The organism is Collimonas fungivorans, from assembly GCF_028292705.1.
Classification (GTDB): Bacteria; Pseudomonadota; Gammaproteobacteria; order Burkholderiales; family Burkholderiaceae_D; genus Collimonas; species Collimonas fungivorans_B.
Window position 1 is genome coordinate 1 of the sequence record NZ_JAQGLV010000032.1, and the last position, 24,021, is coordinate 24,021.

The window sequence follows — 24,021 nt, forward strand, 5'->3', positions numbered from 1 at the left end:
TCGCGCTCTTTTGGCGCTACATCATTGACGCAGCGGTCGCCGATCATGATCTGTCCTTCGGACACCGTTTCCAGCCCGGCAATCATGTTCAGCAGCGTCGATTTGCCGCAGCCCGAGCCGCCGACCAGGATCAGGAACTGGCCGTCTTCGATTTCCAGGTCGATACCCTTGAGGACTTCATTGCCGTTCGGGTAAACCTTGCGCACATTGCGAATTGATAAGCTTGCCATCTTTAGATGATTCCTTAAATAATTTATTTATTAGCAACTGCAGCTAACAACTGCCGCGGCGCGGGGCCGCAGCGGTTGCTTTTAACCCTTGACCGCACCGGCAGTCAGGCCGCGCACAAAATATTTACCGGCCAGCAGATACACCACCAGCGTCGGCAAGGCGGCAATGATGGCCGCCGCCATGTTGACGTTGTATTCAGTCACCCCGGTGGAAGTATTCACCAGGTTGTTCAGGGCCACTGTCACCGGCTTGGCGTCGGAGCCGCCGAACACCACACCGAACAGGAAGTCGTTCCAGATTTGCGTGAACTGCCAGATGAAGCAGACCATGAAAATCGGCAGCGACAGCGGGAAGATGATTTTCCAGTAGGTCATGAAGAAACCCGCGCCATCGATGCGGGCGGCCTTGACCAGTTCTTCCGGCACCGTCACATAGTAGTTGCGGAAGAACAGCGTGGTGAACGCGATGCCGTAGACGATGTGGACAAACACCAGGCCGGGCGTGGTGTTGGCCAGGTCGACCGTGCCCAGCAGGCGCGCCATCGGCAGGATCACTACCTGGAACGGGATGAAGCAGCCCACCATCAGCGCGGTGAACAGGATTTCCGAACCGCGGAAACGCCAGTGCGCCAGCACATAACCGTTAAGGGAGCCGACGAAGGTCGAAATCAGGACCGCCGGCACCGCCATCTTGATCGAGTTCAGGAAGAACGGCTCCAGGCCGTTGCAGTCGACGCCGGTACAGGCGCTGCTCCAGGCCTTGCTCCAGGCGGCGCCGGTAGGCGACAGGGGAAAGGACAGCAGGTTGCCGGAACGGATTTCATCCAGCGTTTTCACCGAGGTGCTCAGCATTACATACAGCGGCGCCAGGTAGTACAGCGCACACAGGACCAGCAGCGCGTAGATGACGATGCGGCCGATGCTCAGCTTGCTGTTTTCGTTATAAATGGTGTTGCTGGTGCTGTCAGCGGCCATTGCGCGCTCCTTTGGTTTCCAGGTACATCATGGGCACCAGCACTGCCAGCACGGTAGCCAGCATCATCATTGCAGATGCCGCGCCAAGGCCAAGTTGACCGCGTGAGAAAGAAAACTGATACATGAAAATGGCCGGCAGGTCGGAAGAAGTGCCAGGGCCGCCGGCAGTCAGCGCCATCACCAAGTCGAAGCTCTTGATGGCGATATGCGCCAGCACTAGCAGCACGCTGAAGAACACCGGACGCAGCGCCGGGATGACGATGCGGCGATAGATGGTCGGCAAGCTGGCGCCGTCGACCATGGCAGCCTTGATGATGCTGTCGTCGATGCCGCGCAGGCCGGCCAGGAACAAGGCCATCACGAAGCCCGAGGATTGCCAGACGCCGGCGATCACCACGGTATAGATGGAGAAATCGGAATTGACCAGCCAGTCGAAATGGAAATTGGCGAAGCCCCAGTCGTGCATCATTTTTTCCAGGCCCAGGCCCGGATTCAAGATCCACTTCCAGGCGGCGCCGGTGACGATGAAGGACAGCGCCATCGGGTACAGGTAGATTGCGCGCAATGCGCCTTCAGCGCGGATTTTCTGGTCCAGCAGGATCGCCATGAAGAGGCCGATCGCCAGGCAGAACAGGATGAACAGGCCGCCGAAAATGCCCAGGTTGGCGGCAGCTACCCACCAGCGGTCGAGGGCGAACAGCGTGGTGTATTGGTTGAAACCGGAAATCTCGTAATTCGGCATCATGCGCGAATTGGTCAGCGACAGCCAGGCGGTGACGCCGATGAAGCCATACACGAAGACCAGCGAGAGGATGATGGTGGGTGACAATACCAGGCGTGGCAGCCAGGCATCGGCAATTGCCGCAATGCGCCCTTGCTGCTTGGGCGTGTGGCTTGGACTCCCGGCAGCCGCGGCTGTATAGGGGAGGGTGTGATCGGACATGCAAATCTCCTGAAGCAGGATCAGAGCCGGCGCCGGCGGTGCAGTATTAGCACCGCCGGACACGGCGGGGGCCGAATCGATGTTACTCGCTTCGGCCCCGGTTCTCTTTTACTCTAAAAAATACACTAGGCAAACAGCAAAAATACTCATTTACTAGTAATTTATTGTGTCTTTGCTGCTTTTGCCAGCGCCTGTACTGCGGCCTGCGAAGTCATGTTCGAATGCATGAACTTGGAAACCACGTCGAACATGGCGCCCTGCACCGCGGAGCTGACAGCCATGCCATGCGCCATGCTTGGCTCCAGCGTGCCGGCTTTGCTGGATGCGGCCATGTCGTCCATCGACTCGATGGCGCAGCTGTCGAACTTGGTGCGCGGGATATCAGGGCGGACCGGGATCGAACCCTTGTTCAGGTTGAACACTTCCTGGAATTCCGGGCTCATGATGGCGGTGGCCAGGGTCAGCTGAGCTTTTTGCGAATCAGGATTCTTGACCTTGAACATGGCGATCGAATCGATGTTGTAGGTGTACGACTTGGCAGTGCCGGGAGCAGGCGAGCACAGGAAGTCCTTGCCTGGCTGCTTGCCGGCAGCGGTGAACTCGCCCTTGGCCCAGTCGCCCATGAACTGCATGCCGGCCTTGCCGTTGATGACCATTGCAGTCGCCAGGTTCCAGTCGCGACCAGGAGCGTCCTTGTCGATATAGCCCTTGATCTTGCCCAGCGTATCGAGGGTCTTGATCATGGTCGGGCCGGTCAGGGAGGCCGGATCGAGCTTGACCAGCGCCTTGTTGTAGAAGTCGGCGCCGCCTACACCCAGCGCAACGGTTTCAAACACGGTCGCATCTTGCCAAGGCTGGCCGCCCTGGGCGACGGCGATGAAGCCGGCTTTCTGGATCTTGTCTGCAGCGTCGAAGAATTCAGGCCAGGTGGTCGGCACTTTGGCGCCGGCTTTTTTCAGGACTTCAGGGTTGATCCAGAGCCAGTTGACGCGGTGCACATTGACCGGCGCCGCCACGTAATGACCTTGGTACTTCATGGTGTTGGAGACCACCTTAGGCAGTAGCGAATCCCATTTGCCTGCGGTAGCTGCGGCATCGATGTTAGCCAGCACGCCTTCCTGGCCCCATTCCTGGATCGACGGGCCCTTGATCTGGGCTGCTGTCGGAGGGCTGCCTGCGATGACGCGGGCTTTCAGTGCTGTGGTGGCGTTTTCGCCAGCGCCGCCGGCAACCGCAAAGTCCTTCCAGGTCACGCCCTTGGCTTCCATGATCTTTTTCAACTCGGCGACTGACTTGGCTTCGCCGCCCGATGTCCAGTAATGCAGCACTTCGACTTCAGCCGCGTGAACCGCGGCGGCGCTGGACAGCAGTGCAGTAGTTGCGAATACCGATTTTATTATTTGATTCAGTTTCATTCTTGTCTCCTGTGTTGAGAAATAGTCTGCGATGAATACTTTATTACCTGATGATAATCCTTGCAAAAGCTTGCCGGCACCAAATTGTGGCTGCCGGCATGCCCGACACGGCTTTGCTGCTCCCACTTCAAACTGCTGCATGTACGCAATGGCCAGGCACGGTTTGATCCCTGCGCAATTATCGGCCCGTGTGTATCATGTGGAAAACTAGTAAAACTACATGCGATCTTGAGTTTCCCTGTAAATATGAAGGAATTACTCCTTACGCCGCTTGTAATTGTAGTAATGCTACATTAATATTGCAATATAAGTTTTTTATTTATTACAAAAATTTTGATGCAGCCCACTATTCCTTTTACTTTCACGCTGTTCGGAGCGACCGGCGACTTATCGATGCGGAAGATACTTCCGGCGTTGTTTGTTGCCCATCGGGAAGGGAAGCTGCATCAGGATGGTCGCATCATTTGCGTCGCCAAGCAGGATTTCAGCCAGGAAGACTACCTGGCCTGGGTCAGCAAGAGCGCTATCCCGTATGTAAAGAGCGGGGTCGACGAGACGCACTGGCAGGGATTCCTGGCGCGTATTACCTACCTGCCGCTGGATCTGCTGGACCGTCCCGGCTACCAGGTGCTGGCGGATGCGCTGGCCGACAGCAAGGCGGTGTCGGTGTTTTATCTGGCGACATCGCCCTCGCTGTTCGAGCCGATCTGCGCCAATCTTGCGGCCAGCGGGATCGATTTGTCGCTGGCGCGGCTGGTGCTGGAGAAGCCTCTGGGCCACGATTTGCTGTCGTCGCGCGCGATCAACGATGCGGTAGCCCGGGTCTTCGCCGAAGACCAGATTTATCGCATCGATCACTATTTAGGCAAGGAAGCGGTGCAAAACCTGCTGGCCCTGCGTTTTGCCAATTCCTTGTTTGAGCCGCTGTGGCGGCGCGAATCGGTGGCGCATGTGCAGCTGACGATTGCCGAGCAGCTGGGAGTCGAAGGCCGCGGCGAGTTCTATGACGCCACCGGCGCCATGCGCGACATGGTGCAGAACCATCTGCTGCAATTATTGTGCATGGTGGCGATGGAGCCGCCTACCTCGCTGGATGCGGACGCGGTGCGCGACGAGAAATTGCGGGTGTTGCGCGCTCTCAAGCCGTTTTCGGCGGAAGACATGGAACTCAAGGCGGTGCGCGGCCAGTACGTGGCGGGCGCAGTCGACGACAAATCGGTCGCGGCATATCGGCAAGAGCCGGGAGTAGGGGCGGAATCGCAGACGGAAACCTTTGTCGCCCTGCATGCCGAGATCAATAACTGGCGTTGGGCCGGCGTGCCGTTTTTCCTGCGCACCGGCAAGCGCCTGGCGCAGCGCACGGCGGAAATCGTGATCACTTTCCGGCCTATCCCGCACGCCATCTTGCCGATGCCGGGCGGCCAGGCCGGGGGCAGCAGCAATCGCCTGGTGATCCGCCTGCAGCCGGACGAATCGATTCAGCTGCATTGCCTGGCCAAACAGCCGGGCGACGGCATGACGGTGGAGCCGGTGGCGCTGGACCTGGCGTTCGACCAGGCGTTCAAGCAGCGCCGGGCGGAAGCCTATGAGCGTTTGCTGCTGGATGCCATCCGTGGGAATTTGTCTCTGTTCGTGCGGCGCGACGAGCAGGAAGCCGCCTGGCGCTGGGTCGAGCCGCTGCTGCGCCATTGGCAAGCCAGCTCGTCTCCGCCCAAACCGTATATGGCAGGCAGCTGGGGGCCGACCGCATCGTTCGCGATGATGGCGCGCGCCGGCGCTCAGTGGCCGGAAGATCGTTGAATTCCTGACCGAAAAATTTGAGAAGCGTGGCATGGCGAAACAATCGCCGCCGCCCATCCTACTAACAGTATTTAAGTGAAAGTTTTACACCATGTCTTCATCCACGATCATGAGCGCTAGCGAGAATCCGGCAACTAGCTATCTGGATGGCCCGCGTCTGCTGGCGGACGTCGGCGGCACCAATGCGCGCTTCGGGCTGGAGCGGGCGCCAGGCCAGATCGATTCGATACAGACCTTGCGCTGCGCCGATTACGCCGAGTTTGCGCTGGCGGTGGAAGCCTACCTGTCGGGCAGCGCGCATCCGCAAGTGCGGCATGCGGCGATCGCCATCGCCAATCCGGTGCAGGGCGACGATATCAAGATGACCAATCACGATTGGGAGTTTTCGATAGAAACCACGCGCCGCCGCCTGAACCTCGATACGCTGCTGGTGGTCAACGATTTCACTGCGCTGTCGATGTCCTTGCCGCACCTGGAGCAATCGCATTGCATCCAGGTCGGCGGCGGCAGGGCGCTGAGCGGCGGCGTGGTCGGCCTGGTCGGCGCCGGCACCGGGCTCGGCGTCGGCGGCCTGATTCCTACCGAGGGCCGCTGGATCGCGCTGGGCAGCGAGGGCGGCCACGTCACGTTTGCGCCCAGCGACGCGCGCGAGGCAGCGGTACTGGCTTACTGCTGGCGCACCTACCCGCACGTTTCAGCCGAGCGCCTGGTTTCCGGCCCCGGCATCGAAATGATTTACCAGGCCTTATCTGATATGCAGGGCATCGCCAAGCCTGAGCCTTTGCAGACGGCGCAGATTGTCGAACGCGCGCTGCAAGGCCAGGATGGCTTGTGCATGGAAGTGGTTGAAGTCTTTTGCGGCATGCTGGGAACGGTGGCTAGCGACGTCGCGGTGACCCTGGGCACGCTGGGCGGCTTGTACATCGGCGGCGGCGTGGTGCCGCGCCTGGGCGAGTATTTCGCGCGTTCGCCGTTCCGCGCCCGCTTCGAGAGCAAAGGGCGTTTCAGCAACTACCTGGCAAGAATCCCCACGTTTGTGATTACCGCGCCGTATCCGGCGTTTGTCGGCGTCGCCGCGATTCTTTCCGAGCACCTGGGCGGCGGCAACGCCGTGCCTATCCTGGAAAAAATCCGCAAGGCGCGCGACCAGTTTTCACCGGCTGAGCAGAAAGTCGCCAGCCTGATCCTGGCCCATCCGCGCGCCGTGATGAGCGAGCCGATTTCAGAAATCGCCAGGCGCGCCGACGTCAGCCAGCCGACCGTGATCCGTTTCTGCCGCACCATGGGTTGCCAGGGACTGGCCGATTTCAAGCTGAAGCTGGCTTCCGGCGTCACCGGCACGGTGCCGGTCGCGCACAGCCAGGTGCATGTCGGCGACTCCTCGTTGGATGTCGGCGTCAAGGTGGTCGACAACACCATTTCCGCGATGATGGAAGTGCGTGACAACCTCAATGCCGATACCTTGTCGCGCGTGATCGAAGTACTGAGCCAGGCCAGCCGCATCGAGTTCTACGGCTTCGGCAGCTGCGGCCTGGTGGCCGAAGATGCACAGCAGAAGTTCTTCCGCCTGGGGATTCCATCGTCAGCATATACCGATCCGCAATTGCAGGAAGTTTCCGCCGCCATGCTGAAAAGCAGCGACGTGGTGGTGGTGATTTCGAATTCGGGGCGTTTGCGCCACCTGGCGCCGGCGGTCGAGGTCGCGGTGCATTCCGGCGCCACCATCATTGCCCTGGCGCCCAGCAATTCGCAGCTGGCCAAGCGCGCGCATTACACGCTGGCGGTCGAGCATGACGAGAGCAGCATGATGCACATCCCGATGGTGTCGCGGATCCTGCTGCTGCTGCTGATCGATGTAATGGCGGTAGGCGTATCGCTCAACCGTTCCAGTCCGTTTGCCGAGCTGCAGCGGCAGGCCAAGCGCGGCATCCTGACCCATATCGCCTCGCTGGGCGAGTCGGACAGCGACAAGATCACCGCCGAAGGCGATGGCAAGCCGGCGCAATCGAAGCGCAGCGATCAGGAGGTGACCTTGTCGCCGAATGTCATTTCCCATATCAAGTAACCGCCCTTAGCCGCTTATTTTCTTCTTCCAGGAAAGTAAGCGGCGCCTCCCGGCGCTTCCGCCATCTCCCTTCCGCTTCTGTCGCCTTGCATTGGTTCAAGCAAGCGTGTAAACCGTTCGCCCATAAAAAATGCCCATCCGCACGCGAATGGGCAAAATCTGGGAGTTACCCAGGGACGTCTCTCACTAATGCCACTCACGCGGCAAGCACAACGGTAGTGCTGGCAGGCTCAACCGACGCGCCGAGCTCAAGCGGCGCGCCGGCTGTTGCCTGCTGTCTTAGAACGAGTGGCTGATACCAGTGTAGAACGTGTTTTGGTTCTGTCCAACCAAACCATCGCTGCTGCCGGTTTGAACTTGGAAATCGGTGTTCGAACCATTGCGTACAGTACCGATGCTCGCGTACAGCAGAGTGCGTTTGGACAGGCTGTAGTTGGTGCCCAGCATGAACAGGTTTGCGCTGCCGACGTCATGGTTAAGCTTGACGTGGTAAGCCGCGCCGATCAGTGTCAGGGCTGGTGTCAACTGGTAGTTGGCGCCGAGCCAGAACTGGTTGGCTTTGTTGGCTGCTGCCATGGTGCCGTCAGTCGTCACGATCTGTGCAGGCGCCGACAGATTTTGCCAGCCAGCATACAGTTTCACCTTGCTGATGGTCACGTTACCGCCGACGGTGATTTCCTTCGAGCGCGAGAACAGGTCGTCGTACTCGCCGTTTTGGCTGCGTGCAGTGTCGTACATCGCCAGCAATTCATAGTTCGGCTGTACGAAACCAACTGCGATACCGGTGCTGTTACCGATGTTGGAACCGGTTGGTCCGCGTGTGAATGAACCTGCAGCTTCGCCAGCGCCGTACATGACGTGCACGTAGAGGCCGCCCATGTCAGGCGTGATGTACTGGATCTGGTTGCTGGTTTGCGGCCAGTTGCGGCCTTTGAACAGGGTCGAAGTACTCATGTTCTGTTGGCCGGTAGGATCGATGCTCCATACCCGGTCGCTTGGCAGTGCCAGGTCGCGACCGATTTTTACAGTACCGAGGCTGCCGTTCAGGCCGACGAAAGAGCGACGTGTCCACAAGCCCGAACCGCCGTTGACTTGGCCGTTGCTGGCGTCAAAGCCGTTTTCCAATGTGAACAGGGCTTTCAAGCCGCCGCCCAGATCTTCAGTGCCCTTGATACCGAACATGCTGGTACCCCATTCGTTGCCGCCGATGCCCCATTGGCCGCCGCGGGTGATGCTGCCATCTGCGCTTCTGTTGACTTGATTGCTTTGGTAGTTGATGCCGGCGTCAACGCGACCGTAGATGGTCACGCTGGTTTGCGCTTGGGCTTGGCCGACAAGGGCGCAGGCCAGGGCTGCTGCAACCGCGAGTGGCTTGGCCAACGGTAGGGCTTTCAGAACAGATTTTCTCATTTCATCTCCTAAGTAAAAATGTGGCGTTGACCACTGCTTTCCGAGTCTTGTGTAGCTCGAAATTCTTGAACCGGGCTTTCGTTATTGCTTGCGCTGTTACTTGTTGTTATGCCGATTTCTTTGTTGTTAAGGATGGTAAACTGGTTTGTGAAATTTTTGTTTTATTTGTGTAGTTTTACTATATTTCTGTTGCTAATTTACAGCACCGGCAAAAATTTCATGCATCACATGCATAGTTGTGGCAACAGAAAGACCTATCAGAAACGCCCTTGTTTGGTGATTTTTTTATTTGTTTTTCTATGGAAAGTTTTTTGTCTGTATTTTTACTACAAGTAATTTAGATACATTTACCTTGCACTGCGGGGTAAGTGGCTGGCAGCCTCAGATTTTTTCCAGCAAGGTGCGGACCTGGGCCAGTTGCGGCGGTTTGGCCCCGGCATTGAGGCAGGCGGCAGAACCGCAGGCAATCGAAAAACGCAGATGCTGCAGCCAGTCGGGCGCCGTGGGCTGGCCCGATGTTGCAGGTGCAGCAGCGGATTCCTGTATCAGCGAATAGATCAGCCCGGCAATGCCGGCGTCGCCGGCGCCGACCGTGTCGACCACGGTGATCGGCGGCGGTGCCACTTGCCAGTACTGGTCGCCGGCATGGATCGCGGCGCCTTGCGAGCCCAGCGTCAGCAACACGGTTGCGGCCGGATTGAAGCCGCGCAGCGTCGCCAGCGCGGCCTCGGTGTCGTCGGTGCGGAACAGGCCGGCCAGGTCTTCGTCCGAGACTTTGATCACATCCGCTAGCTGCGCCATCTTTTTCAGCACCGGATCGTAGCGCTGGTCCATGACATTACGGAAATTCGGGTCGTAGCTTATTTTCACGCCACGGCCGTGCAGGTCCTCGGCCAGTTCGATCAAGTGCTCTGCCAGCGGCGAGCGCGTCAGGCTGATGCCGCCGAAGTGCACCCATGACGCCGCCTGTTGCCAGCCGTCCGGCAGCACGCCGGGGTCGAACGACAGGTCGGCGCTGTTGTCGCCAATGAAATTGTATTGCGGCGGCGTGGTTTCATAGACCACCGCCAGCAGCGGCGAGCGCGCGGCGCGCTGCAGGAAGCGCAGGTCGAGCCCGGCTGCCTGGCTGGCGGCGTACAGTTCGTCGCCGAACCAGTCCTGGCTGATGGCGCCGGCAAACGCCGAGGAAACGCCGAGGCTGGCGGCGGCGCGGGCCACGTTCCAGGTCGAGCCGCCGGTCTTGCTCAGCCACTGGTCGGCGCCGACCCGTATCAGGTCGGTCAGGGCTTCGCCGGCGCTGATGAATTGGGGAAAGGGGAGAACGGGTTTGTCAGACATAACGGCATCCATGCAATGTTTAGTGTGATTTTTTTAGTGCGATTTATTCGAGCGGACTGCCGACCGCGGCCAATGCTTCCAGGTAGGCGCCCATCGGATGATAGAAATCGGTCTTGCCGTGCGGCGGTTTTTCCGGACCATAGCGCAGGTTGTCCTGGCGCAGGATGCGGTACCAGCCGCCGCGTTCCTGGTCTATCAGGTGCGCGCTGCTGTATTGCCACAGTTTGTTGTAGTAGTCCCAGTAAGCCTGGTCGTTACTGCGCGCCGCCAGCAAAGCCGCCGTGGCCAGCGATTCAGCCTGCACCCAGAAATACTTGTCGCCGTCGCAGACGCTGCCGTCGGGCGCCAGGCCGTACACCAGGCCGCCTGATTCCTGGTCCCAGGCGGCCGGCATGGTGACGTCGAACAGCGCCCGGGCACGCGGCAACAGCCAGCCGGCGTCGCCTTGCAGGTGCGCGCGATGGCGTTCCAGCAGCAGCAACAGCTTGGACCATTCGGTCATGTGGCCGGGCTGGAAACCCCACGGCCGGAACATGTTGCTGCTGTCGTGGCGGTTGTATTCCCAGTCGACGCTCCAGTCGGCGTGATAGTGCTCCCAGATCCAGCCGTCGGCCAGGGCGGCCTGGCGTACCGTGATGTTGTGCGCCAGCAGTTCGGCGCGCTGCAGGTAGCGCTGCTCACCGGTTGCCTCAAAGGCGGCGATCAGCGCTTCGCAACTGTGCATATTGGCGTTCTGGCCGCGGTAGGGCGACACCACGCCGTCGGGCGTCGCTTCATCGGCATACAAGCCATCCGCTGCCGACCAGAACAGTTTTTCCATCAGGTCAAAAGTGGCGGCGATACCATCGGCAGCTTCGCTGATGCCTATGCGCAGAGCGTGGGCATGCGCCAGCAGCACGAACGCCAGGCCGTAGCAATGCTGGGTGCGGTCGACGGCGACGCCGTTTTCCAGCATCCAGGCATAACCCCCGTAAGACGGCTGCCAATGCCGCTGCTGCAAGAAGCGCAAGCCATGGCGTGCGGCCTCGCGATATTCTTCCTTGCCGTCGAGGCGCCAGGCCAGGGCGTAGCAAAACACCATCCGGCTGCTATTGACCAGGTGCCGGCTGGCGCTGTCGTAGACGCTGCCGTCATCGTTCAGGTAATGGAAAAAACCGCCGTCGGGATCGATCGCGCGTGGATGGAAGAAGGCGATGTCGCGCCGCATCCTGTCGCGCAGGAATTCCGGATCGCGGTAGTCGGCTGGGGCAGAAACTTGTCTCATGTTTATATTTTTTATGGATGCATCGTTGGCGCTAAAGCACTGTCAACGAAAAAAGGAATCGAACTGCATGTCGAACTGCTGCAAGGCTTTTTGCGCGTTCTGCATTTTCTTGCGGAATTCCGGGCCGCGCTTGAGCGCCAGGCCGACTGCCAGGATGTCGATCACCACCAGGTGCGCCAGGCGCGCCGAGATCGGCGTATAGGGATCGGTATTGAAACTGAGATCGATCGGCACCAGCACCGTGGCCAGTTCCGCCAGCGGCGTACCGCTGGGACCTAGCACGATGATGTCGGCGCCGCCTTTTCTTGCCAGCTGCACGCTGCGCAGCAGGGCCGCATTGCCGCCGCGCTGCGAGATGGCGACCACCGCATCGCCCGGCTGCAGCAGCGATGCGGCGATACTGTGGATGTGCGGATCGGAGTAGGCGACGGTGGGGACGCCGGAACGGAAGAATTTGTGCTGGGCGTCCGCCGCCACGATACCGGAAGTGCCCTGGCCGTAGAACTCGATCTTGTTCGCCTTGAGCAGGACATCCAGCGCCTTCTGGATCGCATCGGCGCTCAGGTGGTTGCGCAAGTCGAGCAGGGTGTTGATCGAGCGGCTGCAGATCTTGTTGACCAGGTCGGCCGCGATATCGTCCTGGGCCAGCATTTCGTTGGCGCCAGGCAGCGCCACCGCCAGGCTTTGCGCCAGCTTCAGCTTGAAATCGTGCCAGCCTTCGTAGCCGATGGCGCGACAAAAACGCACTACCGTCGGCTCCGACACCAGTGCATTCTTGGCCAGGGCAGTGATGTTTTCTGCCAGCGCCAGCTGCGGATTATCGAGAATCGTCAGCGCGACCTTTTTCTCCGACTTCGACAGCAAGTCGATCTGGGTCCGGATCGCATCCAGCAGCATTGTCATTCGAGTTCGGCCCGGTCAGAGTTCTGGCAGCGCTTCTTCGCGCCATTGCAAACCGTCGCGGGCAATCAGGGCGCTGGCCGCGGCCGGGCCCCAGGTGCCGGCGGTGTAAGGAATCGGATCGTCTTCTTCCTGGTCCCAGAATTCCAGGATCGGCTCCACCCATGCCCATGCCGCTTCCAGCTCGTCGCTGCGCATGAACAAGGTCAGCTGGCCGCGCAAGACGTCCAGCAGTAGCCGTTCGTAAGCTTCCATGCGCGGCGATTTGAAACTCTCGCGGAAATTCAGTTCCAGCTCGACCGGTTTCAGGCGCATACCGTCGCCGGGAGTCTTGGCCATCAGGTTCAGGGTCAGGCCTTCGTCCGGCTGCAGGCGGATCACCAGGCAGTTCGGCTCGAAGCTGCTGTTCGGCTGGGCAAAAATCGAATGCGGGATGGTCTTGAAGCGGATCACGATTTCCGCCAGCGAATCGGCCATGCGTTTGCCGGTGCGCAGGTAAAACGGCACGCCGGCCCAGCGCCAGGTATCGACTTCGGCCTTGAGGGCGACAAAGGTTTCGGTGCGTGATTGCGGATTAGCATCGGCTTCCTTGCGGTACCCCGGCACGGCGACGCCTTCGACGTGGCCGGAACGGTATTGGCCGCGCACCACGTTTTGCGCCAGCGTCGTCGGCGTGAAGCTTTTCAGCGAACGCAGGACTTTCAGCTTTTCATCGCGGACGGCGTCCGGCGTGATCGATACCGGCGGTTCCATGGCGACGATGCACAGCAGCTGCAGCAAGTGGTTCTGCAGCATGTCGCGCAAGGCGCCCGACGTTTCGTAGTAGCCCATGCGGTTGCCGACGCCCAGTTCTTCGGCAATCGTGATCTGCACATCGGAAATCCATTCGCGGCGCCACAGCGGCTCGAACAGTACATTGCCGAAGCGCAGCGCCAGCAGGTTTTGCACCGTCTCTTTACCGAGGTAGTGATCGATACGGAAAATCTGCGATTCGGCAAATACCTCGCCGACTTCGGCGTTGATCTGCTTGGCGCTGGCGAGATCGCGGCCCAGCGGTTTTTCCAGCACTACGCGCGAATTGGAGGTAGCCAGGCCGCAGGCCGCCAGGTTCTTGCAGATTTTCGAAAACAGGCTGGGCGGCGTCGCCAGGTAGAACACATTGGTGATTGCGTGGTCGGGCCGCATCGCTTCCACCAGCGCCTTGTAGGAGGCGGCGTCGGTGGCGTCCATGGCGACATATTTGATGCGCTTGCAGAAACGCTGCCAGACGGCGGCGTCCAGGGCTTCCTTGCTGACGTGCGGCTTGGCGTCCTGCTCCACATGCTTGAGGAAATCCGCGTCGCTGCTCTCATGGCGCCCGATGCACAGGATGCGCGCCCCCGGCGGCAAGTCGTTAGCGCGGTCGCGCGCATACATTGCCGGCAGCAGCTTGCGCATTGCCAGGTCGCCGGTGCCGCCAAAGATTGCCAAGTCGAATTCTGCAAGAGCCATGATATTTAAGACCTATAAGTTGCTGCCGCTAGTGAGAGATAGATGCAGGAGGATGGGGCGCAGTCTTGCCAGCGCCTTTTCATCCTGCCAAGAAAATATAACTCGATTTATAACTCGATCATGACAAAGCCCTACGCGCCATCGCAATCAAGCCGCTGGTCGAACTGTCGTGCGCATTTCCCTGGGGAGCAGGAGCCGCGGTCAGTTCGCCCAAGATGTTGCTGGCCAGGACCTTGCCCAGTTCGACGCCCCACTGGTCGAAGCTGTTGACGTCCCAGATCACGCCCTGGACGAACACCTTGTGTTCATACAAGGCGATCAGCGCCCCGAGGCTGGCCGGCGTTAGTGCTTCCATCAGGATCGTGTTACTGGGGCGGTTGCCAGGGAAGGTGCGGTGCGGCAGCAGGGCGGCGACCTGGTCGGCCGGCATGCCTTTGGCTTGCATTTCCGCCTGTACTTCGTCCGCATGCTTGCCGCGCATCAGGGCTTCCGACTGGGCGAAGCAGTTGGCCAGCAGCGCGGCTTGATGGCCTGGCAGCTGGTGGCTGGCGTGCAAGGTCGCGATGAAGTCGACCGGCGTGATGTCCGTGCCCTGGTGCAGCAATTGGAAGTATGCATGCTGGCCGTTGGTGCCGACATTGCCCCAGATGATCGGGCAGGACTCTGCTTCAAGCGTGCGGCCGTCGAGGCTGACGCGTTTGCCGTTGCTTTCCATTTCCAGCTGCTGCAGGTAGGACGGGAAGCTGCCCAGGTCCTGGTGGTAGGGCGCGATCGATACTGAACGGTAGTCGAAGAAATTGCGGTACCAGACGCCCAGTAAAGCCAGGATCACCGGCATGTTCTGTTCCAGCGGCGCGTCCTGGAAATGCTGGTCCATGGCGTGGGCGCCGGCCAGGAATTCGCTGAACTGTTCGAAGCCGACCGCCAGCGCAACCGGCAGGCCGATCGACGACCATACCGAATAACGGCCGCCGACCCAGTCCCAGAACGGGAACATATTGGCGGCATCGATGCCGAACGCAGTGACGCCCTCGACATTGGTGGAAACGGCAACAAAATGCTTGCGCAGATCGGACTCTTGGGCGCCGGCCGCATTCTGCAAAAACCAGTTGCGCGCGGAATGCGCATTCATCATGGTTTCCGCGGTGGTGAAGGTTTTCGAGGCGATCACGAACAGCGTGGTCTGCGGATCGACTTGCTGCAGCACGGCGTCAAGGTCGTCGCCGTCGACGTTGGACACGAAGTGCAGCTTGAGGTCGGCCCGCTGGTAGGGGCGCAGCGCCTGGCATGCCATCTTGGGGCCGAGGTCGGAGCCGCCGATGCCGATGTTGACGATGTCGCTGATCGGTTTTCCGCTATAACCGAGCCATGCGCCGGAACGAACCGCGGCGCTGAAAGTCTGAACCCTTTCAAGCACCGCATGGACGTCGGCGCTGACCTGCTGGCCGTCCAGTTCCAGTGCAGGCTGCCGCGGCGCCCGCAGGGCGGTATGCAATACGGCGCGGTTTTCTGTGGTGTTGATTTTTGCGCCGGCAAACATCGCCTGGCGGCGGGGTTCGAGCTGGCGTTCGCGCGCCAGGGCAAACAAGTGGCCCATGGTCTCGGCGGTCACATTGTTTTTTGCATAATCGAGGAACAGGCCGGCTGCCTTGAGAGAGAACTGTTCAAAGCGAGACGGAGAGGCGGCGAACAGCTCGCGCAACGAGGTTTCTCTGATTGCAGCGTAATGTGCATGCAAGGCTTGAAAGCTGGCGGTAGTATTAAGCGCTGGTTGTGGCATATCCGGAGTCTTTATTGTCGGTCGGGAATTTATACGACTATACAACAGTTATCGGTAATTTCACTACAAAATATTTTGTAGCGTGCTTGTTTAGCGTGGCTTTGCGGTCCGCGCCGGTCAGGCAACCTGTGGTTTTCTCCAGATAACGGTCATGGCTTGTCGTATGGCTAAGAGTGCTGCTTCGTGGGTAGTGCGGGCTTGCCGTAAAAAGACGGATGAAGGCAGGCAGGGGTGGAAAAAGGGCGGTAAATTAGCGTTGCCGTATTATTTTGTAGTAAAATTTCAAATTCCTACTGTTTCAAGGATCAAATCATGTCTGTTCAAGCCAGCGTCGCCAAAGTCACCGAACGTATCGTTGCGCGCAGCCAGCCTTATCGTAGCGCTTATCTGGCGCGCCTGGAGCATGCGCGTCGTCAGGATGTGCAGCGCGGAGCGCTCTCATGCACCAATCTTGCACACGGTTTCGCCGCATTTCCAACGAATGATAAATTGAGGTTGAAACAGGACAAAAGTTCATCGGTCGCGATCGTATCTTCGTATAACGACATGTTGTCCGCGCACCAGCCGTTCGAGCATTACCCGCAAATCATCAAGGATGCGGTCCACGCGGCCGGCGGCGTCGCCCAGTTTGCCGGCGGTACGCCAGCGATGTGCGATGGCGTGACGCAGGGTCAGCCGGGCATGGAGTTGTCCCTGTTCTCGCGCGACGCGATTGCGATGGCGACGGCGATTGCGCTGTCGCACAACATGTTCGACGCCGCGGTCTACCTTGGCATCTGCGACAAGATCGTGCCGGGGCTGCTGATCGGCGCCCTGCATTTCGGCCACCTGCCGGCGGTGTTCATCCCCGGCGGCCCCATGACCAGCGGCATGACCAATAAAGAAAAGGTAAAGATCCGCCAGCTCTACGCAGAAGGAAAAATCGGCCGCGCCGAATTGCTGGAGGCGGAAGCCAAGTCTTATCACAGCGCCGGCACCTGTACTTTCTACGGCACCGCCAACAGCAACCAGATGCTGATGGAAGCGCTGGGCCTGCATCTGCCGGGCTCGGCGTTCATCACGCCGAATACGCCGTTGCGCGCGGCCCTGACTGCCGAAGCGGCGCGCCAGGCACTGAAGATCACCGATCGCGGCGACCAGTATCTGCCGGTCGGCCACGTGGTCAGCGAGAAGAGCATCGTCAACGCCATCGTCACTTTGCTGGCGACCGGCGGTTCCACCAACCATACCTTGCACCTGGTGGCGATCGCCAAGGCTGCCGGCATCGTCATCGACTGGAACGATTTTGATGCGCTGTCGGCGGTGGTGCCGCTGGTCACCCGCATCTATCCGAACGGTGACGCCGACGTCAACCATTTCCACGCTGCCGGCGGCACCGGGTTTGTGATCCGTGAACTGCTGGATGCGGGCCTGATGCATGAAGACGTCAAGACCATCCTCGGCGACAGCCTGCGCGCCCATTGCGCCGAACCTTTCCTGGAAGGCGAGTCGGTGGTGTTCAAGCCGGCGCCGGCAGTGAGCGGCGACGATTCGGTGCTGCGCACCGCGACCGCGCCGTTTTCCGCCGACGGCGGCCTGCGGCTGCTGACCGGCAACCTGGGACGTTCGGTCATCAAGATCTCCGCAGTCAAGAAAGAACATTGGGTAGTGCAAGCGCCGGCGGTGGTGTTCCATTCGCAAGAGGCATTCATGAAAGCGTTCCGCGCCGGCGAACTGGACCGCGATTTTGTCGCGGTACTGAGCCATCAAGGTCCGCGCGCCAACGGCATGCCGGAATTGCATGCATTGACGCCGGCGCTGGGCATTTTGCAGGATGCCGGCCGCCATGTGGCCTTGATCACCGACGGCCGCATGTCGGGCGCCTCAGGCAAGGTGCCGGCGGCGATCCACGTGACGCCGGAAGTGCTGGCCGGCGGCCCGCTGGGCCTGGTGCGCGACGGCGACATGATCCGCATGGACGCCGAGCAGGGTATACTGGAAGCCCTGGTGCCGACCGAAGAATGGGCGCAGCGCCAGCCGCTGACGCTTGACCTGACTGCCAACCACGTCGGCATGGGCCGCGAACTGTTTGCGATGTTCCGCACCACAGTGAGCGCGGCGGAAGAGGGTGCCACCAGCTTTGGTTTGCCGCCGGTCTTGCATGATCAGGAAAGCGCCGAACAACAACCACAGAAAGCCACGATATGACATCCACAAATCTCCTTTACGGCAACCAGCTGCTGGACATCATGCGCGCATCGCCGGTGATCCCGGTGATTGCGATCGACGATATCGAGCATGCGGTGCCGCTGGCCAAGGCCTTGGTCGCAGGCGGGATTCGCGTACTTGAAGTGACCCTGCGCACGGCGCATGGCTTGCCCGCCATCCGCGCCATCGCCGAGCAGGTGCCGGGCGCGATTGTAGGCGTCGGCACCTTGACCCAGGCCGACGAGTTTGTCGCCGCGCGCGACGCCGGCGCGGTGTTCGGTGTTTCTCCCGGCTTGACGCCGGCCTTGATCGCCGCCGCCAAATCCAGCGGTTTGCCGCTGTTGCCTGGCGTGATGACGCCGTCCGAAGTGATGGCGGCGCGCGAAGCCGGCTTCCGCCAGCTGAAGCTGTTCCCGGCAGTGCCGGCGGGCGGCGTCGGCATGCTCAATGCGATTGCCGGTCCGCTGGGCGACGTCACGTTCTGTCCAACCGGCGGCATTTCGCTGGAAACGGCGCCGGATTTCCTGGCCTGCAAGAACGTTGCCTGCGTCGGCGGCTCTTGGCTGACGCCGAAAGATCTGCTGAAGTCCGGCGACTGGGCGCGCATCACTGCGCTGGCCGCGGCCGCCAGCAAGCTGCGCAAGGCGCTCTGATCTTTTCCCCTCCCGCCGCCGCAGTCATGGTTAGCCAACCGCGACTGCGGCGGTGACAAGCTGTATCCCATCTTTTCTTCCGATTTTTCTGTCACTGTGCCAATCCCGGGTAAGACTCGGACCGTGCTTTGCTTGCCTGCATTATCGACCGCGCAATAGCCTGGTTTTTTGGCTTGCCCAGCACTAAATGGTATTTATAGTTATAAATTGATTTGTTATTATCAATAGTTTTTAACTATGTTTCCCATTGGAAATTATCAATATGCAAAGATGTTTTGGAACTCCATAATTTGCTGGCGTATCCCCGCACATGACAAAAACATTGAGGCCAAATCATGAAGATATCCAGACAGTTTCCACTCTCGCGCATCGCGGCATTGGGCTTAGGCGCATTGCTGGCATCCGGCGTCGGCGCCCAGACCATGACGCGCGACAACGGCTCGCCGATCGGCGATAACCAGAATTCGCAAACCGCCGGTCCGAGCGGTCCCGACGTGCTGCAAGACACCCACTTGATTGAAAAGCTGCAGCGTTTCGACCGCGAACGCATCCCGGAACGTGTGGTCCATGCACGCGGCACCGGCGCTGCCGGCGAGTTTGTCTCGGCCGGTAACCTGTCCGAGCTGACGCGCGCCAGCGTGTTTGCCGCAGCCGGCAAGAAGACCCCTGTATTCGTGCGTTTCTCTACCGTGATCCATCCCAGCGGCTCGCCTGAAACACTGCGCGATCCGCGCGGCTTCGCCACCAAGTTCTATACCGACCAAGGCAACTGGGACCTGGTCGGCAATAACCTGCCGATCTTTTTTATCCGCGACGCCATCAAGTTTCCCGACATGATCCATTCGCTGAAACCGTCGCCGATCACCAATGCGCAGGATCCGAACCGCTTCTTCGACTTTTTCAGCCACCAGCCGGAAAGCACCCACATGCTTACGCGCGTGTATTCTGACCTTGGCATCCCGGCTTCTTACCGCATGATGGATGGCAACGGCGTCCATGCATTCAAGATGGTCAACGCCCAAAACCAGGTCAGCTATGTGAAATTCCACTGGAAGAGCCAGCAAGGCATAAAGAACCTGACCCGTGCCGAAGCGGCCAAGGTGCAAGGTGAAGACTTCAATAACCTGACCGACGACCTCTACGGGGCGATCAAGCGCGGCGAATTTCCGAAATGGGATCTGTACATACAGGTGGTCAAGCCTGAAGACCTGGGAAAATTTCCTTTCAATGCACTGGACGACACCAAGATCTGGCCTGGCATTGCCGAAACCAAGATCGGCACCATGACCTTGAACAAGGTGCCGGAGAACTTCTTCGAAACCACGGAATCGGTCGCCATGGCGCCGTCGCACCTGGTGCCAGGCATCGAGCCGTCGGAAGACCGCATGCTGCAAGGCCGCCTGTTCTCCTATGCGGATACCCAGTTCCACCGCCTGGGTGCAAACAACCAGCACCTGCCGGTCAACCAGCCGCTGGCGAAAGTGAATAATTACAACTCCAACGGCGCCGGCACTGTCGTCAATCCGGTTGGAGACGTCAATTACCAGCCATCGCGCCAGCCCGGCAGCTATGCCGAAGATGCGCAATACAAAGGGGTGCAGACGCCGTTGAGCGGCACTACGCAACAGGCGCGTATCGCCGTCACCGACAACTTCACCCAGGCCGGCGATTTCTATCGCTCATTGTCCAAGCAGGAGCAGGAAAACCTGATCGGCAATCTGGCCAGCGACCTGGTCAAGGTCAGCAACCCGGAAATCAAGCAAATCATGCTTAGCCATTTTTACAAGGCTGACGTCGATTACGGTACCCGCCTGACTGCCGCAGTGAAGGGCAACCTGGCCGACGTCCAGGCGCGGGCTAAAAAGCTCGAGGGTTAATCCGCAGGTTTAACTCGCCTCGTACGACCAGGGCGCAAGATTGCCCCGGGCACCCTGGTCATTTCCCCTTCAAGACGCCGCCAGTTGGCCATGACGGCGTCTTCGACAAGCTGTACTCATCTTTTACTTCTCCTTGCTTTTTGTTGTCATAAAAATCAGATTTATCTGACATTCATACCGTAAATCCTGTGCTATCGTGGTCTTCAGACATTCGGGTAATAGCTTTCGCAAATCCCATTACTGGACGTCATCAAGAAAATTGGCTATAATGGCAAACGCTCAACAATATGGTGCTGCCTCAACGGCATCTTTTTGGGTTTCGTGACTCGCGTCAGCGGGTTGTCTCACGCTTCGGCTACGCCGGAGTTTCACCAAAGTCGGGGAATTCCTCGCATTCTTTGCCGCCCCATGCGGCAGTCGGCTTGTTCAATGTCCTCCCCGCGGGAAGACCGGACGAGATCATAAAAAATTGATTTGTATGTCGCGCTGACAGGTTCCGGCCATGTCGTTTCGTGTTTGGCGGTCATGCAATACGCAGCGGAAAAGAAAAACCGTTTGCGCGCCCGCAGGCAAAAAGCCGGCGTGCCGCGCCACGAGTTTTCAGCCGCTGCCTATGCAAGGGAGTAAGCATGACCAATCGCTATCGCAACGCCATGATTGGCGCCGCCGTCACTTTGCTGGTGGTGGCCGCCATTGGCTGGTCGATCGGCCCCGCGGTGATCCATCAGTACCAGGGCGACCTGATTTATTACACCGGCCGTCACCTGGTCCTGGTTGGCTGGTCGATGTCGCTGGCGCTGTTGTGCGGCATTCCGGCCGGCATCCTGCTCAGCCGGCCTTACTTTTCGCGCCATGCCGAAAAGTGGATGCAGATCTTCAATATCGGCAACACCATTCCCTCCATGGCGGTGCTGGCGCTGGCGCTGGCCCTGTTCGGCATCGGCGACAAGCCGGCCATCCTCGCCTTGTGGCTGGCCTCGCTGCTGCCCATCGTGCGCAATACCTATGAGGGCTTGAAGCAGGTTTCGCCGGCGATGAAAGAGGCCGCCAAGGGTATCGGCATGAAGCCGCTGCAGGTCTTGTTCCGGGTCGAGTTGCCGAATGCCTTGCAGATCATCGTCGGCGGCGTCCGCACCGCGCTGGCGATCAATGTCGGCACCGCGCCGCTGTCGATCCTGATCGGCGGCGAGAGCCTGGGCGGCCTGATCTTCCCTGGCATCTACCTGAACAACCACGGCCAGCTGCTGCTGGGCGCCACCGCTACCGCGGTGCTGGCGCTGATGCTGGACGCGATCGTCTCGCTGGGCAGCAATGCCTACCTGAGCAAGCGCGGTTTGCTGCGCTGATCGCCATCAATCTGACAAGGAAACAAAATGCATAAATTCCGTATAACAGCCTTGCTGGCTGTCACGCTCAGCCTGTTCGGCACGGCGCCAGCCAGCGCGGCCGACCTGGTGGTCGGCGGCAAGAACTTCACCGAGCAACTGATCCTGTCGTCCATGACGCAGCAGTACCTGCGTGCCAAGGGTTACCCGGTCGACCTGAAGAACGGGCTCGGCACCACCATCATGCGCCAGGCGCTGGAAAGCGGCCAGATCGATATCGTCTGGGATTACATCGGCACCGCCCTGGTCGTCTATAACAAGATAGATGAGAAGCTGGATCGGGACCAGTCCTATCAGCGGGTCAAGGAACTGGATGCGTCGAGGAAGCTGATCTGGCTGCAGCCATCCGAGCTGAACAATACCTATGCATTGGCGGTGCCACGGCAACGCGCCGAGGAAGAGGGCTTGAACACCATCGAAGACCTGGCGAACAAGATCAGGCAGACGCGCCAGCAGGATCCCGATAAAAAATACCTGATGGGGATGGATTTCGAATTCGCCTCGCGGCCGGATGGCCTTGAACCGCTGCAGGCGCTGTACGGCTTCAGCCTGGACCGCAGCGAAGTGAAGCAGATGGATGCCGGCCTGGTGTACACCGCCTTGCATAACGACCAGCTCAATGTCGGCCTGACCTATTCATCCGACGGCCGCGTGCAGGGCTTCAACCTCAAGCTGCTGGAGGATAACAAGGGTTTCTTCGCTTTTTACAGCGCGGTGCCGGTAGTGCGCAAAGAAATCCTGGACGCCAACCCCAAGCTTGCCGAACAGCTGAACGCGCTGTCGGCCAGGATCGATACCGCCAAGATGACCGAAATGAATAAAAAAGTGGATATCGACCAGTTGCCGATAGCCCAGGTCGCCGCGGATTTCCTGCGCACCGAAGGCTTGACGCAGTGAACGTTAAATTTAAGGACGCACCATGAATTTCTTTGATTACCTGCTGAGCGCCTGGCCCGAAATCCTGCATCTCACCATCCAGCACCTGATGCTGGTGGGGATCGCGGTCGGCCTGGCAATCCTGATCGGCGTGCCGCTCGGCATCGTCATGATCCGCCACCGCTGGCTGGCCAGCCCGATGATGGGCCTGGCGACTGTGGTCCTGACCCTGCCGTCGATCGCCTTGTTCGGCCTGATGATCCCGCTGTTTTCCCGCTTCGGCCAGGGGCTGGGGCCGCTGCCGGCGATCACCGCGGTATTCCTGTATTCGCTGTTGCCTATCATGCGCAACACCTACCTGGCGCTGGACGGCATCGACCACGGCATCAAGGAAGCCGGGATCGGCATCGGCATGACTTTCTGGCAGCGCCTGCGGCTGGTTGACTTGCCGTTGTCGGTGCCGGTCATCCTGGGCGGGGTCCGTACCGCGGTGGTCATGAATATCGGCGTGATGGCGGTGGCGGCGATCATCGGCGCCGGCGGCCTCGGCGTCCTGATCCTGCACGCCATCAGCCAGAGCAATATGCAAAAACTCGTAGTCGGCGCGGTATTGATCAGCGTATTAGCGATTGTCGCCGACATGCTGCTGCAAGTCCTGCAGCGGCTGCTTACACCGAAAGGAATGCAAAAATCATGATTCAACTCGACCAGCTCAGTAAAGTATTCACGCAAAAAGACGGCAACAAGGTCAAGGCAGTGGATGAGGTCAACCTGACGGTTGCCGAAGGGGAGATCTGCGTATTCCTGGGGCCATCCGGTTGCGGTAAGACCACCACCCTGAAAATGATCAACCGGCTGATCGCACCGACTTCCGGCCGCGTGCTGCTGGACGGCGAAGACACCACCGGCCTGGATGAAGTCAGCCTGCGCCGGAAAATCGGCTACGTGATCCAGCAGGTGGGCCTGTTTCCCAACATGACCATCGAAGAAAACATCACCGTGGTGCCGCGCCTGCTGGGCTGGGACAAGAAACGCTGCCACGAGCGCGCTACCGAACTGATGGCGATGGTGGCGCTCGATCCCAAGCGTTTCCTGAGCCGTTATCCGCGCGAGATGTCGGGCGGCCAGCAGCAGCGCATCGGCGTGATCCGGGCGCTGGCGGCCGATCCTCCGGTATTGCTGATGGACGAGCCGTTCGGCGCAGTCGATCCGATCAACCGCGAATCGATCCAGAATGAATTCTTCCAGATGCAGCGCCAGCTGAACAAGACCGTGATCATGGTCAGCCACGACATCGACGAGGCGATCAAGCTGGGCGACAAGATCGCGATTTTCCGCGCCGGCAAGCTGGTGCAGGTGGACCGCCCGGATACCTTGCTGGCGCGTCCCAAGGACGAGTTCGTCGGCTCCTTCGTCGGCCAGGATGCGACCT

19 protein-coding genes are annotated in these 24,021 nt (G+C 59.7%); 9 read left to right on the forward strand and 10 right to left on the reverse strand.

All coding sequences use genetic code 11. The annotated features are described in order from the left end of the window. From JWQ61_RS01390 to JWQ61_RS01405, 4 genes are all read right to left on the reverse strand, one after another. Nucleotides 1-230, reverse strand: a 230-nt coding sequence (locus JWQ61_RS01390; RefSeq protein ID WP_304358935.1) for an ATP-binding cassette domain-containing protein, incomplete at its 3' end; no start/stop codon positions are given. An 81-nt stretch (nucleotides 231-311) separates the two neighbouring features. Further along, complete coding sequence (locus JWQ61_RS01395) at nucleotides 312-1,205, reverse strand: carbohydrate ABC transporter permease (protein ID WP_304358936.1); 894 nt, start codon at nucleotides 1,203-1,205, stop codon at nucleotides 312-314. Then, nucleotides 1,195-2,148 carry a carbohydrate ABC transporter permease gene (locus JWQ61_RS01400; RefSeq protein ID WP_304358937.1) on the reverse strand — a complete coding sequence of 318 codons (954 nt, stop codon included), beginning with the start codon at nucleotides 2,146-2,148 and terminating at the stop codon, nucleotides 1,195-1,197. Before JWQ61_RS01400 ends, JWQ61_RS01395 begins: the two co-directional genes overlap by 11 nt. Before the next feature lie 161 nt (nucleotides 2,149-2,309). Further along, nucleotides 2,310-3,563: an ABC transporter substrate-binding protein gene (locus JWQ61_RS01405; protein ID WP_304358938.1), complete on the reverse strand. Its 1,254-nt coding sequence runs from the start codon at nucleotides 3,561-3,563 to the stop codon at nucleotides 2,310-2,312. Between the two features lie 336 nt (nucleotides 3,564-3,899). On the opposite strand from JWQ61_RS01405, the gene zwf (JWQ61_RS01410) reads away from it, so the two are divergent. Both zwf (JWQ61_RS01410) and JWQ61_RS01415 read left to right on the forward strand, forming a co-directional pair. Then, nucleotides 3,900-5,363, forward strand: a complete 1,464-nt coding sequence (gene zwf, locus JWQ61_RS01410) for a glucose-6-phosphate dehydrogenase (protein WP_304358939.1) — start codon at nucleotides 3,900-3,902, stop codon at nucleotides 5,361-5,363. Nucleotides 5,364-5,454: 91 nt separating this feature from the next. Beyond that, nucleotides 5,455-7,428 carry a glucokinase gene (locus JWQ61_RS01415; RefSeq protein ID WP_304358940.1) on the forward strand — a complete coding sequence of 658 codons (1,974 nt, stop codon included), beginning with the start codon at nucleotides 5,455-5,457 and terminating at the stop codon, nucleotides 7,426-7,428. A 279-nt stretch (nucleotides 7,429-7,707) separates the two neighbouring features. Here the strand turns inward: JWQ61_RS01415 and JWQ61_RS01420 are convergent, their stop codons facing one another. From JWQ61_RS01420 to pgi, 6 genes are all read right to left on the reverse strand, one after another. Further along, nucleotides 7,708-8,838: a porin gene (locus JWQ61_RS01420; RefSeq protein WP_304358941.1), complete on the reverse strand. Its 1,131-nt coding sequence runs from the start codon at nucleotides 8,836-8,838 to the stop codon at nucleotides 7,708-7,710. A gap of 381 nt (nucleotides 8,839-9,219) precedes the next feature. Then, nucleotides 9,220-10,176: a carbohydrate kinase gene (locus tag JWQ61_RS01425; RefSeq protein WP_304358942.1), complete on the reverse strand. Its 957-nt coding sequence runs from the start codon at nucleotides 10,174-10,176 to the stop codon at nucleotides 9,220-9,222. Nucleotides 10,177-10,219: 43 nt separating this feature from the next. After that, nucleotides 10,220-11,440 (reverse strand): AGE family epimerase/isomerase, encoded by a 1,221-nt coding sequence (locus JWQ61_RS01430; RefSeq protein WP_304358943.1) that lies wholly within the window; start codon nucleotides 11,438-11,440, stop codon nucleotides 10,220-10,222. Between the two features lie 42 nt (nucleotides 11,441-11,482). Beyond that, entirely contained in the window at nucleotides 11,483-12,337 is an 855-nt protein-coding gene (locus JWQ61_RS01435; RefSeq protein WP_120236486.1) for an SIS domain-containing protein, read from the reverse strand. Nucleotides 12,338-12,358: 21 nt separating this feature from the next. Beyond that, complete coding sequence (gene zwf / locus JWQ61_RS01440; protein ID WP_304358944.1) at nucleotides 12,359-13,831, reverse strand: glucose-6-phosphate dehydrogenase; 1,473 nt, start codon at nucleotides 13,829-13,831, stop codon at nucleotides 12,359-12,361. 118 nt (nucleotides 13,832-13,949) lie between these two features. Then, a complete protein-coding gene (gene pgi, locus JWQ61_RS01445) occupies nucleotides 13,950-15,611 on the reverse strand; it encodes a glucose-6-phosphate isomerase (protein ID WP_304358945.1) in 1,662 nt (553 codons plus the stop codon). 312 nt (nucleotides 15,612-15,923) lie between these two features. Between pgi and edd the strand changes: the two genes are divergently transcribed. The 7 genes from edd to JWQ61_RS01480 form a co-directional block, all read left to right on the forward strand. Further along, a complete protein-coding gene (gene edd, locus JWQ61_RS01450) occupies nucleotides 15,924-17,798 on the forward strand; it encodes a phosphogluconate dehydratase (protein WP_304358946.1) in 1,875 nt (624 codons plus the stop codon). Further along, the gene (locus JWQ61_RS01455; RefSeq protein WP_061539553.1) at nucleotides 17,795-18,451 is read left to right on the forward strand and encodes a bifunctional 4-hydroxy-2-oxoglutarate aldolase/2-dehydro-3-deoxy-phosphogluconate aldolase; all 657 of its coding nucleotides are present in this window, start codon (nucleotides 17,795-17,797) and stop codon (nucleotides 18,449-18,451) included. Before edd ends, JWQ61_RS01455 begins: the two co-directional genes overlap by 4 nt. 422 nt (nucleotides 18,452-18,873) lie before the next feature. Further along, nucleotides 18,874-20,328, forward strand: coding sequence for a catalase (locus JWQ61_RS01460; RefSeq protein ID WP_304358951.1), 1,455 nt, complete (start codon nucleotides 18,874-18,876; stop codon nucleotides 20,326-20,328). Between the two features lie 629 nt (nucleotides 20,329-20,957). Continuing rightward, on the forward strand, nucleotides 20,958-21,674 hold the full coding sequence (locus tag JWQ61_RS01465) for an ABC transporter permease (protein WP_304358947.1): 717 nt from the start codon (nucleotides 20,958-20,960) through the stop codon (nucleotides 21,672-21,674). A gap of 27 nt (nucleotides 21,675-21,701) precedes the next feature. After that, nucleotides 21,702-22,610, forward strand: a complete 909-nt coding sequence (locus tag JWQ61_RS01470) for a glycine betaine ABC transporter substrate-binding protein (protein ID WP_304358948.1) — start codon at nucleotides 21,702-21,704, stop codon at nucleotides 22,608-22,610. A 22-nt stretch (nucleotides 22,611-22,632) separates the two neighbouring features. Next, nucleotides 22,633-23,286 carry an ABC transporter permease gene (locus JWQ61_RS01475; RefSeq protein ID WP_304358949.1) on the forward strand — a complete coding sequence of 218 codons (654 nt, stop codon included), beginning with the start codon at nucleotides 22,633-22,635 and terminating at the stop codon, nucleotides 23,284-23,286. Then, a partial coding sequence (locus tag JWQ61_RS01480) for an ABC transporter ATP-binding protein (RefSeq protein WP_304358950.1) occupies nucleotides 23,283-24,021 on the forward strand: 739 nt, incomplete at its 3' end. The genes JWQ61_RS01475 and JWQ61_RS01480, both read left to right, overlap by 4 nt.